The following is a 15,169-nucleotide window of genomic DNA, read 5'->3' on the forward strand; positions in this document are numbered from 1 at the left end:
GAGCCGTACATCGACCTGAAAAACCGAGTCGATTATGGACTCAGCAGCACCTTCACTCGGTGCGGGTCGAGCATGGATTCAGCACAGCACTTTCAGGTCGGCGGAGTTTTACAGCATCCCCGGATCAGTCCCCTCTCCCTCTGGGAGAGGGTTAGGGTGAGGGGCTCTTGATCTTCACAGGGCCTTGATCACCGTCGGCGGATGCATCTTCGACAACCCAAGGTTCTTCAGCGCTAATTGCAACGAGCTGTGGATAACTTGCGGGTTGTCGATGGTCATCAACTCAGCCAGCAACTCCTTGGCTTTGCTCAGATTGACCTGACGCAACATCCACTTCACCTTCGGCAAGTTGGTGGCGTTCATCGACAGGCTGTCGAAACCCATCGCCATCAACAGCACTGCCGCCGCCGGATCACCAGCCATCTCGCCGCAAATGCTCACCGGTTTGCCTTCGGCATGGGCATCGCGCACCACGGTCTGCAAAGCTTGCAGCACCGCCGGATGCAGGTAATCGTAAAGATCGGCCACACGCGGGTTGTTACGGTCGACCGCCAGCAAATACTGGGTCAAGTCGTTGGAACCGACGGACAGAAAATCGACCATCCGCGCCAGTTCCTTGGTCTGGTACACCGCAGCCGGGATCTCGATCATCACGCCAATCGGCGGCATCGGCACGTCGGTGCCTTCGTCGCGCACTTCGCCCCAGGCCCGGTGGATCAAGTGCAGGGCCTCTTCGAGTTCGTGGGTGCCAGAGATCATCGGCAGCAGAATCCGCAGATTGTTCAGGCCTTCGCTGGCCTTGAGCATCGCGCGGGTCTGCACCAGGAAGATTTCCGGGTGGTCGAGGGTGACGCGAATGCCGCGCCAGCCGAGGAACGGGTTGTCTTCCTTGATCGGGAAATACGACAGCGACTTGTCACCGCCGATGTCGAGGCTGCGCATGGTCACCGGTTGCGGGTGGAACGCGGCGAGCTGCTCGCGGTAGATCGCCAGTTGTTCCTTCTCGCTCGGGAAGCGCTGGTTGATCATGAACGGCACTTCGGTGCGGTACAGGCCGACACCTTCGGCGCCACGCTTTTGCGCCCGCGCCACGTCCGCCAGCAAACCGGTGTTGACCCACAGCGGCATGCGATGACCGTCGAGGGTCACGCACGGCAGGTCGCGCAGGGTGTCGAGGCCCAGCGCCAGTTGTTTCTCTTCTTCGACGATTTCGGCGAACTGCTTGCGCAGCACTTCGCTCGGGTTGGTGTAAACCTCGCCGCGCGTGCCGTCGACGATCATCTCGATGCCGTCGACCTTGGCGTACGGCAGGTCGACCAGCCCCATCACCGTCGGAATGCCCATGGCCCGGGCGAGGATCGCCACGTGGGAGTTACCCGAACCAAGTACCGAAACCAGACCGACCAGCGTGCCTTCCGGCACCTCGCCGAGCATGGCCGGCGTCAGCTCTTCGCTGACCAGAATGGTTTTTTCCGGGTAGACCAGATTCTGCTGACGCTCTTCCTGCAAATAGGCGAGCAGGCGGCGGCCGAGGTCTTTGACGTCCGACGCACGCTCACGCAGGTAGGCGTCGTCCATCAGTTCGAAACGGTTGACGTGTTCCGTGACCACCTGACGCAGCGCGCCCTGGGCCCACTGGCCGGTCTTGATCACCGTGGTGATTTCGCTGCCCAGCGAGGCATCGTCGAGCATCATCAGATAAACGTCGAACAGCGCACGCTCTTCCGGGCGCAGCTGGGTCGCAAGCTTGGCGGACAACGCGCGCATGTCGGCGCGCACGCCTTCGATGGCGGTCTTGAACAGCGCCAGCTCAGCGTCGATGTCGGTGATGTTCTTGTCCGGCACCACGTCGAGATCGGCCGGTGGCAGCATGACTACTGCAGTACCGACCGCCGCACCCGGCGAACCCGGCACGCCGACAAACTTGGCTTCCTGAATGCCTTTGCCCTGACGGCCCAGACCCCGGATCGAACCGGTAGCCTCGGCGTGGGCGATAACCCCGGCGAGCTGCGCGCTCATGGTCACGAGGAAGGCTTCTTCACCTTCGTCGAACTGGCGGCGTTCTTTTTGCTGGATGACCAACACGCCGACGACGCGGCGGTGGTGAATGATCGGTGCACCGAGGAACGAGGCGTAACGCTCTTCACCGGTTTCGGCGAAGTAGCGATAACGCGGGTGAACCGAAGCGTTTTCGAGGTTCAGGGGTTCTTCACGCGTGCCGACCAGACCGACCAGACCTTCGTTGGGTGCCATGCTGACCTTGCCGATCGAGCGCTTGTTCAAGCCCTCGGTGGCCATCAGGACGAAGCGGTTGGTCTCGGGATCAAGCAGGTAGACCGAGCAGACCTGGCTGCCCATGGCCTCTTTGACGCGCAACACAATAATCCCCAACGCCGCCTTGAGATCCTTGGCGGAGTTAACTTCCTGGACGATCTTGCGCAGCGTATTGAGCATGGCTCGGGGTCGAACTCCGTCGTCAGTCGCGCGCTAAAAGGCGCGGGGCAAGCTCTTTGAGGGCGCGGCGATACACCTCGCGCTTGAATGTCACCACCTGGCCCAACGGATACCAATAGCTGACCCAGCGCCAGCCATCGAACTCCGGTTTACCGGTCAAATCCATCCGCACCCGCTGCTCGTTGGAGATCAGGCGCAGGAGAAACCATTTCTGTTTCTGGCCGATGCACAGCGGTTGGCTGTGGGTACGCACCAGACGTTGCGGCAAACGATAGCGCAACCAGCCCCGAGTACAGGCCAGTATTTCAACATCTTCACGTTCCAGGCCAACTTCTTCGTTCAGCTCGCGGTACAAGGCGTCTTCCGGCGTCTCTTCAGGGTTGATTCCCCCTTGCGGAAACTGCCAGGCATCTTGATTGATACGGCGAGCCCATAGCACCTGGCCGGCGTCATTCGTCAGAATGATCCCGACATTGGGGCGGAAACCATCGGGGTCGATCACGGCAACAACCTCGCAAACGCATGTCGCCGCATTGTTCCACAAAGGTTGATAAGGCGGCAACGAAGCTTCCTACCTTATGTGCACTCTTGTGAAAAGACCGTATTCTTGTCGCCTTTTTACAGACTTATCAGCGGGTAACTGCAATGCGCCTGGCACTCTTCGATTTGGACAACACCCTTCTGGGCGGCGACAGCGATCACGCTTGGGGCGACTATCTGTGTGAACGCGGCTTCCTCGACCCGATTGCGTACAAAGCGCGCAACGACGAGTTCTATCAGGACTACCTGGCCGGCAAACTGGATAACGCCGCGTACCTGAACTTCTGTCTGGAGATCCTCGGCCGCACCGAAATGGCCGTGCTCGATCAATGGCACCGCGATTACATGCGCGACTGCATCGAGCCGATCGTGCTGCCGCAGGCGCTGGAATTGCTGAAAAAACACCGCGATGCCGGCGACAAACTGGTGATCATCACCGCGACCAATCGCTTCGTGACCGCGCCGATCGCTGTGCGTCTGGGCGTTGAAACCCTGATTGCCACTGAATGTGAAATGATCGATGGCCGTTACAGCGGGCGCAGCACTGATATTCCGTGCTTTCGCGAGGGCAAGGTGACGCGCCTGAACCGCTGGCTGAAAGAGACCGGGCATTCGCTGGACGACAGCTATTTCTATAGCGATTCGATGAATGACTTGCCGTTGCTGGAGCAGGTGGCGAATCCGGTCGCGGTGGATCCGGATCCGAATCTGCGTGCCGAGGCGGAAAAGCGTGGCTGGCCGGTCATTACTCTGCGCGACTGATATCGCTTTCGCGAGCAGGCTCGCTCCCACATTGGATCTGTGTCGCTCACAAATCCCCTGTGGGAGCGAGCCTGCTCGCGAATGGGGTCGACACGGTCTCAAGCCTTAAACAGGCTTGGCCCCCATCAACCCGGCAATGGCGAGAAACCCGACGCCGCTGACAATCGCCAGGGCCAGATTGAATTTCCAGTTGCCAACCCCCGTTGTCCACAGCCGATTAAGCCGCACCAACAACCACACTGCACTCAACGTGGCCACGGCATAAATCACGCTGGACCCCAGAATCCACAACTGCCCCAATGGCCAGCCAATCAGGTGCACCAGCCACCAGCCGGTGAAAGGCATGCTAAGCATACCGATCAGCATCAAACACCAGATAAACAGCCAGGGACGCTGCATCGTGCTGGCCGGCCCTTCGCTGCGATTACGCCAGGTCAGGGCGGCAAGCCCCAGCCCGCTCGCGAGTATGACCACGGTCGCCGCGACGTGAAGGACTTTCAGGGTGGTCAGGGTTTCCATGTAATTCTCTTCCTTGGGCCATGCCCATCAGCGTAGCCGCTCAGCCAAGAAACAGCTGATAGGCCGGGTTCTCGCTTTCATCCCAGTACGGGTAACCGATCTCCTCAAGCGCCGCCGGCACCAGATGACGCTCGTCGTGCGGCACCTGCAGGCCCGCGACCACGCGACCGTCAGCGGCGCCATGGTTACGGTAGTGGAACATCGAAATGTTCCAGCGCCCACCGAGCTTATTAAGGAAGTTGAACAGCGCGCCCGGACGCTCCGGGAATTCGAAGCGGAACACCACTTCATCAATCACATGCGCGGCGTGCCCGCCGACCATGTGGCGGATGTGCAGCTTGGCCAGCTCGTTGTCGGTCAGGTCGACAACTGGGAAACCCTGCTCGGTCAGACTCGCCAGCAGTGCGCTGCGCGGGTCGTTTTCCGGGTGAGTCTGCACGCCAACAAAGATGTGCGCTTCGCTGCCGGTGTTGTAGCGGTAATTGAATTCGGTGATCTGACGCTTGCCGATGGCCTCGCAGAAATTTTTGAAGCTGCCGGCCTTCTCGGGGATGGTCACGGCGATGATCGCTTCGCGGCCTTCACCCAGTTCGGCGCGCTCGGCGACGTGGCGCAAGCGGTCAAAATTGACGTTGGCGCCGGAGTCGATGGCGACGAAAGTCTGGCCACTGACGCCGCGCAACTCGACGTACTTCTTGATCCCGGCCACGCCCAATGCGCCGGCAGGTTCGGTGATCGAGCGGGTATCGTCGTAGATATCCTTGATCGCCGCACAGATTTCGTCAGTGCTGACGGTGATCACTTCGTCGACGTAGTCTTTGCAGATATCGAAGGTGTGCTGGCCAATCTGCGCCACCGCGACGCCATCGGCGAAGATGCCCACGGTCGGCAACACCACGCGCTCACCGGCGGCCATCGCCGCTTGCAGGCAGTTGGAATCGTCCGGCTCGACGCCGATGACTTTGATGTCCGGACGCAGGTATTTGACGTACGCGGCGATACCGGCGATCAGGCCGCCGCCACCGACCGGCACGAAGATCGCGTCCAGCGGCTGCGGGTGCTGGCGCAGAATTTCCATCGCCACGGTGCCCTGCCCGGCGATGGTGTGCGGATCGTCGTACGGGTGGATATAGACGTAGCCTTTTTCATCAACCAGTTTCAGCGAGTAGGCCAACGCTTCCGGGAACGAATCACCGTGCAGCACCACTTTGCCGCCGCGCGAACGCACGCCTTCGACTTTGATCTCGGGGGTGGTCTTGGGCATGACGATGGTGGCTTTGACGCCCAGCACTTTCGCCGCCAGGGCCAGACCTTGCGCGTGGTTGCCCGCCGACGCGGTGACTACGCCACGGGCGCGCTCTTCATCGCTCAGTTGCGTCAGCTTGTTGTAGGCGCCGCGAATCTTGAACGAGAACACCGGCTGCAAGTCTTCACGCTTGAGCCAAATGTCATTGCCCAGCCGCTCGGAGAGCTGGCGAGCGTTCTGCAGCGGGGTTTCTACGGCAACGTCATAAACGCGCGAGGTGAGGATCTTTTTGACGTACTGTTCGAGCATCGGAAAGCATCACTGAGCGGTTGAGCGGGACCGAGGAGTCTAACCCGGCTTTTGCCCGCACGACCACACGAATCCAGAGGTTTTAGCCGCGCTTGCGGCTATAATGCCGGCCTTTCCGTTCTCACCTTGCCCGCTTCCGGAGCCCGCATGACCCAGGATCAACTCAAACAGGCAGTGGCTCAGGCCGCCGTCGACTTCATCCTTCCGAAACTCGACGACAAGAGCATCGTCGGGGTCGGCACCGGCTCCACCGCCAACTGCTTCATCGATGCTTTGGCCCAGCACAAGGGTGCGTTCGATGGCGCCGTCGCCAGCTCCGAAGCCACTGCCGCGCGCCTCAAGGACCACGGGATTCCGGTGTATGAGCTGAACACTGTCAGCGACCTGGAGTTCTACGTCGACGGCGCCGACGAAAGCGACGCACACCTGAACCTGATCAAGGGCGGCGGCGCCGCACTGACCCGCGAGAAGATCGTTGCCGCCGTGGCCAAGACCTTCATCTGCATCGCCGACGCCAGCAAACTGGTGCCGGTGCTGGGCGAGTTCCCGCTGCCAGTCGAAGTGATCCCGATGGCGCGCAGCCACGTCGCCCGTCAGTTGGTGAAACTGGGCGGTGACCCGGTTTATCGCGAAGGCGTGCTGACCGACAATGGCAACATCATTCTGGATGTGTTCAACCTGCAGATCACCAACCCGATGGAGCTGGAAGCGCAGATAAATGCGATCGTCGGCGTGGTCACCAATGGCTTGTTCGCGGCGCGTCCGGCAGACCTGTTGTTGCTGGGTACTAGCGAAGGTGTGAAAACCCTCAAGGCTGAGTAAGCCCAGACTGCCCGAAATTTATGGGTAGACGAATAAACCTGTGGGAGCGAGCCTGCTCGCGAAAGCGCCAGTTCAGCCAACATTTTCATTGGCTGACACGACGCCTTCGCGAGCAGGCTCGCTCCCACAGTGTTTTGTGGTGTTGGTCAGGGCTGTGCTGGTTTTTTGAAGACGTAGAACAGGTTCGGCTCACTCACCAGATACAACGTCCCATCATCATCCATCGCGATGCCTTCCGCCTGCGGCACGGTCTTCTTCAAACCCTGCCGACCGCCACTGATGGACATCGTGCTCAACGGTCGTCCACCGACATCCAGTTCCAGAATCAGCCGTGACTCATCCGACAGCGCCAATAAATGACCGCTGCGCTCGTCGTATTGCAGGCTCGACAGATCGCGCACAAACATCCCGGCGTCACGCTTGGGATCGTTGATCACATGCACCGCGTAGGACTTTTCCGGATTGAAATGCGGGAAACCGTGCACTTCGTAGATCAGCATCGGGTTACGTTCCTTCGCAACAAACAAGCGCTTGCCTACCGAGTCATACGCCAGGCCTTCAAAACCTTTGTTGCTGGCCATATGCACGCCGAGGGTCATCTGCTCGGCGTCCGCCGCGTCGAGGAATGTGGTGTCTGCCTCCAGGTGAATCTTGATCAACCGCTGCTGACGCTCATCAGTGATCACATAGGTATCGGCGCTGATGTACTCGACGGCTTCCGGATCGCCAAATCCGATCAGCGCGATGCGCCGCAGGATCTTGCCTTCGAGCGACAGCTCGACCAGTTCGGAATTCTTGTTGGTCACGGTGAACAGGCTTTTGCGCACCGGATCGAAGGTCAGCGCCGAAACATCGTCGTCCAGCCCGTCAATCACTCGCGCTTCAATCTCGACGCGATACTGATCCAAGCCAATCGACTCGCTACTTTGCGGTTGCCACAGCGTGTGCAGGTTGAACCAGGCGCGTTCAAACAGGCGCATGTATTGGCCGAGCGCGATCAATGCGATCAGGGCAATCACCGACAGGATAATCATCAGAGGTTTGGGACGGGCAAGTCGACGCATTCGGGCGGGCTCGGGATCAAAACAGGCGGATGAAATATCACGCCCGTCTGAACTGAAGCTTAATGGCCACTTGCCCGCAACTACAAGAGAGTCGATGTAGGAGCTGCCGAAGGCTGCGATCTTTTGATGTTGCGGTTCAGAAGATCAAGAGATCGCAGCCTTCGGCAACTCCTACATTGGAATCGGTAAAGGCTGTTATTGCTGTTTTTCGAAGCGATAGAACAGGTTCGGCTCGCTGACCATGTACAGCGTGCCGGCCTCGTCCATGGTCACGCCTTCGGCGCGGGGAATGGTGTTTTTCAGGCCATTGAAGCCACCCAGCAGGGTCATGAAGCTGACTTGCTCGCCCTTCTCGTCCAGCTCCAGCAGCAGGTGCGAATCGGCGGACAGCACCAGTGTGTGCTGAGTGCGCGGGTCAATCGCCAAGGCCGAGAGGTTGCGAATATCCAGTTCATCACTGGCGAGTTTCTGCTTGTCGCCCTTGAGGGTCTGGCTGCCATCGCTTTTCCAGGTGAACAACGCCGGTGGACGCTCCTCACCGAGTAGCAATTGCTGATTGTGGGAATCCCAGGTAATGGCTTCGAAGGCTTTATTCTGGTCTTTCGACGGGCCGAGGTCGTATTTCGGGAAATCGGCGATGTTCAATTCGCGGGTATCGGCGTCGACCTTGACGATCGACAGCATGTGCTGGCGCTCATCGACAATCGCCATCAAGCCGTTTTCCATGACGGTCAGGCCTTCCGGATTGCTCCAGCCCACCAGCGGCATTTTGCGCAGCACATCGCCCTGCAGAGTCAGCTCGGCGAGAAACGGGTTTTTACCCATCACTGAAAACAGCGTTTTGGTCTGCGGGTTGTACGACAGATCCGAGGCTTCGTCCTTTTCCATATCCTTCAGCGGTTTGGCGTCAATCACCACCCGATAGTCCGGCAGCCAGATGCTGTCTTTCTGCTCGGCCTGGCTTTCGAAGCGCTCCTGCAGCCAAAGCACACCGCGATCATCCCAATGCATGGCAAACGCCAAAGCGTAAGCAGCGGCAATCACCAGCACTAGCCAGACATACCAACGCAGGGCAAAACGTGAACGGCGAGTGGGTTTGAGCTGAGTTTGAGATGACATCGAGGGACGCGTTCCGAAAATTCAGGCTAAGGGTAATAGCACAAAGAGGCCGGCTCAGACGCCAGAATGAGAGGAATTATCCGTACAGGATGTGAAAAAAACGGCAAATGGCGGGATTGCCCTGCACGTTTGCAAGGTGGATCACATAACAAATGTGGGAGCGAGCCTGCTCGCGAAGACGGAGTGTCAGGCAACGATGATGTCGACTGACCTGGCGCCTTCGCGAGCAGGCTCGCTCCCACAGGAGATTTCAGTGTGGCGATCAGCGCACGCTGCTGTTGAAGCTGCTCGCGCCGACCAGTTCGAGGACGATGTCATCGCCGACGTTCAGCGGGCCAACGCCGACTGGCGTACCGGTGAGGATCACGTCACCGGCCTGCAGCGAGAAGCAGCCGGCCATGTGCTGGATCATCGGCACGATCGGGTTGAGCATCGCGCTGCTGTTGCCGTCCTGACGCACTTCGCCGTTGATGGTCAGGCGAATGCCGATGTCAGTCAGGTCAGCGAAGGTGCTGCCGACCACGAACGGGGCGATCACCGCCGCGCCGTCGAACGACTTGGCGATTTCCCACGGCAGCCCCTTGGCTTTCAGCTCGGCCTGCTTGTCGCGCAGGGTCAGGTCCAGCGCCGGGGCGAAACCGGAGATTGCGTCGAGGACTTCTTCACGGCTCGGCTTGGTCGACAACGGCTTGCCGATCAACACGGCGATTTCCGCTTCGTAGTGCACCGAACCGCGCTCGGTCGGAATGGCGAAACCGCCTTCCAGCTCAACCACGCAACTGCCCGGCTTGATGAACAGCAACGGCTCGGTAGGTACCGGGTTGTCCAGTTCCTTGGCGTGTTCGGCGTAATTGCGGCCAATGCACACGACTTTCCCGATCGGGAAGTGGATGCGCGTGCCGTCGACGTACTGGTGCTGATAGCTCATTTACCGACTCCTGCCTTCATTGATTCATCAAAGATTGCCGATCAAACCGCAAAAATCTTGCCCGGGTTCATGATGCCGTTCGGGTCGAACACCGCTTTCACCGCTTTCATGTACTCGATCTCAACCGGCGAACGGCTGTAGGTCAAGTAATCGCGCTTGGTCATTCCCACGCCGTGTTCGGCGGAAATCGAGCCGTTGTACTTCTCGACGGTTTCGAACACCCACTTGTTGACGGTCGCGCACTTGGCGAAGAACTCGTCCTTGCTCAAGTTATCCGGTTTGAGGATGTTCAGGTGCAGGTTGCCGTCGCCGATGTGGCCGAACCAGACGATTTCGAAGTCGGGGTAGTGTTCACCGACGATCGCATCGATTTCCTTGAGGAACGCCGGCACTTTCGAAACCGTGACCGAGATGTCGTTCTTGTATGGCGTCCAGTGCGAGATGGTTTCGGAGATGTACTCGCGCAGTTTCCACAGATTGTGCAGTTGGGTTTCGCTCTGGCTCATCACGCCGTCCAGCACCCAGCCCTGCTCGACGCAATGCTCGAAGGTTTCCAGTGCGCTGTTGGCCACTTCTTCAGTAGTCGCTTCAAATTCCAGCAGCGCGTAGAACGGGCAGTCGGTTTCGAAAGGTGCCGGCACGTCACCACGGCCGATGACCTTGGCCAGGGCTTTGTCGGAGAAGAATTCAAACGCGGTCAAGTCGAGCTTGCCCTGGAAAGCGTGCAGCACCGGCATGATCGAGTCGAAATCGGCGGTGCCAAGGACCATCGCGGTGAGGTTTTTCGGCGCACGATCGAGGCGCATAGTCGCTTCGACGACGAAACCCAGCGTGCCTTCAGCGCCGATGAACAGCTGGCGCAGGTCGTAACCCGTGGCGTTCTTGATCAGGTCTTTGTTCAGTTCGAGTACGTCGCCCTTGCCGGTGACGACTTTCATGCCGGCCACCCAGTTGCGGGTCATGCCGTAGCGAATCACCTTGATCCCGCCGGCATTGGTGCCGATGTTGCCGCCAATCTGGCTGGAACCTGCCGAAGCGAAATCGACCGGGTAATACAGGCCTTTTTCTTCGGCGACGTTCTGCAAATGTTCGGTGACCACGCCCGGCTGACAAACGGCGGTGCGGTCGGTGAGGTTCACGTCGAGAATCTGATTCATGTAGTCGAACGACACGACCACTTCGCCATTGGCGGCCACTGCGGCGGCTGAAAGTCCGGTGCGCCCGCCCGACGGCACCAGCGCGACCTTGTGTTCATTGGCCCAACGGACAACGGCTTGCACCTGCTCAATGGTTTTGGGAAACACGATGGCGCTGGGCGCCGGGGCGAAGTGCTTGGTCCAGTCCTTGCCGTACGCATTCAGGGAGTCGGCGTCGGTCAGGACCTTGCCAGGCTCGACCAGGGTCTTCAGTTCATCAATCAGGGCAGGACTGGTCATCGACAGAACTCTCGAACAATTCATGGTCATCCTGAGAACGCTTCACGTCGCAGGAATGAGTGTTTAGCGGGGAGGCTATGCTAGCATATCGACCCCGCAGGACAGTGCCCAAGGCCAGATCCGCGGAGACGACTTTCTTGTCGTCCGGGTCAGCGTCTGTTGACCATTTCCTGCCATTTTTCTCCGGGATACAGGTTTACGCAGATGAGCAAGACTTCTCTCGATAAGAGCAAGATCAAGTTCCTTCTTCTCGAAGGCGTCCACCAATCGGCTGTCGACGTCCTCAAGGCGGCGGGCTACACCAGCATCGAATACCTGACAGGTTCCTTGCCGGAAGCCCAGCTCAAGGAAAAGATCGCTGACGCTCACTTCATCGGCATTCGTTCGCGCACCCAACTGACCGAAGAGATCTTCGATCACGCGAAGAAGCTGGTTGCGGTCGGCTGTTTCTGCATCGGCACCAACCAGGTTGACCTGAGTGCTGCCCGTGAGCGCGGTATTGCCGTGTTCAACGCGCCGTACTCCAACACCCGCTCCGTTGCCGAGCTGGTGCTGGCCGAAGCGATCCTGCTGCTGCGCGGCATCCCGGAGAAAAACGCTTCCTGCCACCGTGGCGGCTGGATCAAGTCCGCAGCCAACTCCTTCGAGATCCGTGGCAAGAAACTCGGCATCGTCGGCTACGGCTCGATCGGTACGCAGCTGTCGGTTCTGGCTGAGGGCTTGGGCATGCAGGTGTACTTCTACGACACCGTGACCAAGCTGCCACTGGGCAACGCTACGCAGATCGGCAGCCTGACCGAACTGCTGGGCATGTCCGACATCGTCACCCTGCACGTTCCGGAAACCGCTGCGACCCAGTGGATGATCGGCGAGAAGGAAATCCGCGCCATCAAGAAGGGCGGCATCCTGATCAACGCCGCGCGCGGCACCGTGGTTGAACTGGACGCCCTGGCGGACGCGATCAAGGACAAGCACCTGATCGGCGCGGCCATCGACGTATTCCCGGTGGAGCCACGCTCCAACGACGAAGAGTTCGAAAGCCCGCTACGTGGCCTCGACAACGTGATCCTGACTCCGCACATCGGTGGTTCGACCGCCGAAGCGCAAGCCAACATCGGTCTGGAAGTGGCAGAGAAACTGGTCAAGTACAGCGACAACGGCACCTCCGTTTCGTCGGTGAACTTCCCGGAAGTGGCCCTGCCGGCTCACCCTGGCAAGCACCGCCTGCTGCACATCCACGAGAACATCCCGGGTGTGATGAGCGAGATCAACAAGGTCTTCGCCGAAAACGGCATCAACATCTCCGGTCAGTTCCTGCAGACCAACGAGAAGGTGGGCTACGTGGTGATCGACGTCGACGCCGAGTACTCGGAGCTGGCGCAAGAGAAGCTGCAACACGTCAACGGCACTATCCGTAGCCGCGTGTTGTTCTGATCAAACGCTGAGCGACAAAAAAGGGAGCCTTCGGGCTCCCTTTTTCATACACGGCGAAAAGGTTATTCGACGTTGACGGTGATTTTCTTCGAAACGATTGGCGGATCGAATGCCATGTGACCGCTGTCGCCAAGTTCCAGCTGCAAGGTGTGTTTGCCCGGGGCGAGCTTGATGTCAGCCTGGGTCTGCGCCTTGCCGAAGTGCATATGGTTGGCATCGGTAGGGACGACCGAACCGGCAGGAACAATTTCCTTGGCGTCGATCAGCAGGTGATGGTGACCGGTGTTCTTGGTGACGTCACCGGCCGGTGCCAGTGCGACGTTCTTGGTACCGAACTTGACGGTAAAGGTCTGCGAAACCGTGGCCCCGTCCTCGGGAGAAACGATGAACACTTCGGCGCCTTTGGGGGCCGGTGTGGCGGCACTGGCCAGCACCGAAACGCCCATCAGCACACCCGCGAACGCTGCACGTGACATAAAGCTTTTCATTTTCTTCTCCAGTTTTTCCGTAAAATCCGCACGGTCATGACAACTTCATGACCATTCGTTGTCGAAGGCACTCGACAACCATAGCAAAGCGAGCCTGAATCAGAGCGTCGCGATAATGATTTCAAAGGAGTGACCATGCGTTTTCTGCCTGGCCTGATCTGCCTGCTACCCCTTTTGAGCCCTTTGGCTCACGCCGAACTGATTGATGACATCAACGACCGTGGCGAGCTGCGTATTGCCCTTGAGGCTAATACACCGCCCTTCAATTTCAAGGAAGGCGACACACTCACGGGGTTCGAGGTCGAGCTTGGGCAACTGCTCGCCAAGGAGCTGGATGTACGCGCCGACTTCATCGTCACCGATGAGGCCGATCTGCTCCAGGGCGTTGAAAGCGGCAAGTACGACGTCGCCCTCAACCACATAGCACTGACACCCGAACTCAAGGATCGTTTCGACTTCAGCGAGTCTTACGGCAAGGTCGATTCGCAGTTGTTAGCGAAGAAGGATGAGCAGCCACGGCCGATGGTGCTGGTGCAGGCATTGACTGAAGAGAAGCCGAAAGCGGCAGAGCCGGTGGAGTTGGCGATTCCGTTTCAGAAGGGTAATCCGGCGTTTCAGGCCAGTCTTGCGAGCGCGATGGAGCGGATCAAGGCGGATGGGCGTTTGGCGGCGTTGACCGAGAAGTGGTTGAAGCCTTAAAAGCCCCTCACCCTAGCCCTCTCCCAGAGGTAGAGGGGACTGATCTGGGGATGCTTTAGAGGTACGCCGACCTGAACCTACTTTGCCGAATCCATAATCGACAAGGTCTTTCAAGTCGATGAATAGCGCCAGACACCTCGGTCGGCCCCCTCTCCCTACGGGCGGTCCGACGTTTCGGGAGGGCTGGGGTGAGGGTAACGATTGCGGATCAGTCCAAAGCAGCCAGTGCCAGCGCGGCCTGCGGCAATTCCAGTTCACTGAAAACCTGCACACCATGGCGCTTGAGCAACGCGGCCGTCACCCCTTCGCCACTCACCTTCACGCCACTGAACGTCCCGTCATACGTCAGCAGATTCCCGCAAGAAGGACTGTTGGCCTTCAGCACCGCCACGCGAATCCCGTGCTTCTGCACCAGCGCCAGCGCCTGCCGCGCACCATCGAGAAACTGCGCACTGACATCCTCGCCCTCAGTGGTGATCACCGCCGCGACGCCATCCAGCACTTCACCACCCTGCCCGCCCGGAATCTCCGCCGCCGCCCGTGGCGTCGGCAAACCGCCCGCGATCTCCGGACACAACGGCACCACCCGCCCTTCGGCAATCCACTGCTCAAGCAGATCAAACGGCCCGCTCGCACCACCGTCATAACGTACGCGATGCCCCAGCAGGCAGCGACTGACCAGAATCCTGTCCATCTCAGAACGGCTCGTTGCCACGGCGGCGGAACCAACCGGTCAGCGACAAGCGCTCGCGGTGCGCCGGCAGCACTTCGTGGGGTACTTCGCCGGAGAGAAACACCACCAGACACCCGCCAGTAGGCTGCACGTCATGCACGCGCTCCTCGTTCAGGTACATGCGCAACTGACCGCCATCTTCCGGCAGCCATGCATCATTGAGGTAAACCACCACCGACACCATGCGCTTGTCGTCGTCGCGAAAACGGTCGACGTGCTTGCGATAGAACGCACCCGGCGGATACAGCGCGAAATGGCACTCAAAGTCCTCAAGACCAAGAAACAGGCCACGGTTGAGCGCCCCGCGCAGGCTCTCCATCAGGTTCAGATAGCGGTCGCTGGCCTCGGCCTGACCGGGATCGATCCACTGAATGTGGTCGCCACGAATCCCCTCGCGTATCTCCGAAAACGGCCCACGCCCCACCGCCGCCGGCGCCAGTTCACCTTCGGCCTCACGTTTACGGCACTCGGCCGCCAGCTCGCGGGTCAAACCGGCGGGCAGGAAAATGTTCTGCTGCGACCAGCCGTGGTCGGCCAGGTCATCGACAATGCGTAACAGCAGTGGGTGTTCAGAGGATATTTGCATGCCGCGCATAGTATGTCGGCGGCAAGAAAT

Annotated in this window: 15 protein-coding genes and 1 pseudogene; 4 read left to right on the forward strand and 12 right to left on the reverse strand. The window is 59.4% G+C overall.

Going from position 1 to position 15,169, the window contains the following annotated elements; genetic code table 11:
* Positions 1–174: 174 nt before the first annotated feature.
* On the reverse strand, positions 175–2,454 hold the full coding sequence (gene ptsP, locus PspR84_RS27570) for a phosphoenolpyruvate--protein phosphotransferase (RefSeq protein ID WP_160059796.1): 2,280 nt from the start codon (positions 2,452–2,454) through the stop codon (positions 175–177).
* Positions 2,455–2,476: 22 nt separating this feature from the next.
* Complete coding sequence (locus PspR84_RS27575) at positions 2,477–2,956, reverse strand: RNA pyrophosphohydrolase (protein WP_003229203.1); 480 nt, start codon at positions 2,954–2,956, stop codon at positions 2,477–2,479.
* Between the two features lie 143 nt (positions 2,957–3,099).
* On the opposite strand from PspR84_RS27575, the gene PspR84_RS27580 reads away from it, so the two are divergent.
* On the forward strand, positions 3,100–3,756 hold the full coding sequence (locus tag PspR84_RS27580) for an HAD family hydrolase (protein WP_160059797.1): 657 nt from the start codon (positions 3,100–3,102) through the stop codon (positions 3,754–3,756).
* A gap of 105 nt (positions 3,757–3,861) precedes the next feature.
* On the opposite strand, the gene PspR84_RS27585 is transcribed toward PspR84_RS27580, so the two are convergent.
* The gene (locus PspR84_RS27585) at positions 3,862–4,275 is read right to left on the reverse strand and encodes a DUF2269 family protein (protein ID WP_093429794.1); all 414 of its coding nucleotides are present in this window, start codon (positions 4,273–4,275) and stop codon (positions 3,862–3,864) included.
* Between the two features lie 40 nt (positions 4,276–4,315).
* The gene (ilvA, locus tag PspR84_RS27590; RefSeq protein WP_160059798.1) at positions 4,316–5,830 is read right to left on the reverse strand and encodes a threonine ammonia-lyase, biosynthetic; all 1,515 of its coding nucleotides are present in this window, start codon (positions 5,828–5,830) and stop codon (positions 4,316–4,318) included.
* Positions 5,831–5,977: 147 nt separating this feature from the next.
* Here ilvA and rpiA point away from each other — a divergent pair, with 147 nt between their 5' ends.
* Positions 5,978–6,652: a ribose-5-phosphate isomerase RpiA gene (gene rpiA / locus PspR84_RS27595; RefSeq protein WP_160059799.1), complete on the forward strand. Its 675-nt coding sequence runs from the start codon at positions 5,978–5,980 to the stop codon at positions 6,650–6,652.
* Between the two features lie 146 nt (positions 6,653–6,798).
* Here the strand turns inward: rpiA and PspR84_RS27600 are convergent, their stop codons facing one another.
* From PspR84_RS27600 to PspR84_RS27615, 5 genes and pseudogenes are all read right to left on the reverse strand, one after another.
* Positions 6,799–7,716 (reverse strand): SdiA-regulated domain-containing protein, encoded by a 918-nt coding sequence (locus PspR84_RS27600; protein ID WP_160059800.1) that lies wholly within the window; start codon positions 7,714–7,716, stop codon positions 6,799–6,801.
* A 195-nt stretch (positions 7,717–7,911) separates the two neighbouring features.
* The gene (locus PspR84_RS27605; protein WP_160059801.1) at positions 7,912–8,835 is read right to left on the reverse strand and encodes an SdiA-regulated domain-containing protein; all 924 of its coding nucleotides are present in this window, start codon (positions 8,833–8,835) and stop codon (positions 7,912–7,914) included.
* A 155-nt stretch (positions 8,836–8,990) separates the two neighbouring features.
* Positions 8,991–9,101 (reverse strand): annotated as a pseudogene (locus PspR84_RS29745) (metal ABC transporter ATP-binding protein); the annotation flags it as partial.
* Complete coding sequence (locus PspR84_RS27610; RefSeq protein ID WP_053124802.1) at positions 9,098–9,763, reverse strand: fumarylacetoacetate hydrolase family protein; 666 nt, start codon at positions 9,761–9,763, stop codon at positions 9,098–9,100. The pseudogene PspR84_RS29745 and the gene PspR84_RS27610, both read right to left, overlap by 4 nt.
* Before the next feature lie 41 nt (positions 9,764–9,804).
* The gene (locus PspR84_RS27615) at positions 9,805–11,199 is read right to left on the reverse strand and encodes an FAD-binding oxidoreductase (RefSeq protein WP_160059802.1); all 1,395 of its coding nucleotides are present in this window, start codon (positions 11,197–11,199) and stop codon (positions 9,805–9,807) included.
* 204 nt (positions 11,200–11,403) lie between these two features.
* Here PspR84_RS27615 and serA point away from each other — a divergent pair, with 204 nt between their 5' ends.
* The gene (gene serA / locus PspR84_RS27620; RefSeq protein ID WP_095121592.1) at positions 11,404–12,633 is read left to right on the forward strand and encodes a phosphoglycerate dehydrogenase; all 1,230 of its coding nucleotides are present in this window, start codon (positions 11,404–11,406) and stop codon (positions 12,631–12,633) included.
* Between the two features lie 62 nt (positions 12,634–12,695).
* Here serA and PspR84_RS27625 read toward each other — a convergent pair whose 3' ends face one another.
* Positions 12,696–13,121: a DUF4399 domain-containing protein gene (locus PspR84_RS27625; protein WP_160059803.1), complete on the reverse strand. Its 426-nt coding sequence runs from the start codon at positions 13,119–13,121 to the stop codon at positions 12,696–12,698.
* A gap of 135 nt (positions 13,122–13,256) precedes the next feature.
* Between PspR84_RS27625 and PspR84_RS27630 the strand changes: the two genes are divergently transcribed.
* Positions 13,257–13,820: a transporter substrate-binding domain-containing protein gene (locus PspR84_RS27630; RefSeq protein ID WP_160059804.1), complete on the forward strand. Its 564-nt coding sequence runs from the start codon at positions 13,257–13,259 to the stop codon at positions 13,818–13,820.
* 208 nt (positions 13,821–14,028) lie between these two features.
* On the opposite strand, the gene PspR84_RS27635 is transcribed toward PspR84_RS27630, so the two are convergent.
* The gene (locus tag PspR84_RS27635) at positions 14,029–14,514 is read right to left on the reverse strand and encodes a DUF523 domain-containing protein (RefSeq protein WP_160059805.1); all 486 of its coding nucleotides are present in this window, start codon (positions 14,512–14,514) and stop codon (positions 14,029–14,031) included.
* Between the two features lies 1 nt (position 14,515).
* Entirely contained in the window at positions 14,516–15,148 is a 633-nt protein-coding gene (locus PspR84_RS27640) for a 2OG-Fe(II) oxygenase (RefSeq protein WP_160059806.1), read from the reverse strand.
* Positions 15,149–15,169: the final 21 nt, after the last annotated feature.

The sequence above is a fragment of the Pseudomonas sp. R84 genome (assembly GCF_009834515.1).
In the GTDB taxonomy this organism is placed as follows: Bacteria; Pseudomonadota; Gammaproteobacteria; order Pseudomonadales; family Pseudomonadaceae; genus Aquipseudomonas.